Annotated in this window: 1 protein-coding gene; it reads left to right on the forward strand. The window is 42.6% G+C overall.

Annotated elements, in window-relative coordinates:
• The coding region (locus H5993_RS09410) for a DNA translocase FtsK 4TM domain-containing protein (protein WP_204777133.1) at positions 1-230 on the forward strand (230 nt) is incomplete at both ends.

Raw genomic sequence — 230 nt, forward strand, 5'->3', positions numbered from 1 at the left:
TTCCTATTCTCCTTATGATACTTCATGGTTTTATATGAGTGCTTTGCCACAGGACACTGAAAATTGGTGCGGCGCACTGGGAGCACAAGTGGCAGCACTCTGTGTTTTTTTGTTTGGTGGATCAGCAGTCTTTTTATCATGTCTTTTATTATGGTGTGGCATTTTAGCTTTATTGCATTCAGTAATAGTATATGAATGGGAACGAGTTGCGGCGGGTGCTGCGTTAGTGG

The sequence above is a fragment of the Limosilactobacillus alvi genome (genome assembly GCF_016900115.1).
Lineage (GTDB): Bacteria > Bacillota > Bacilli > Lactobacillales > Lactobacillaceae > Limosilactobacillus > Limosilactobacillus alvi.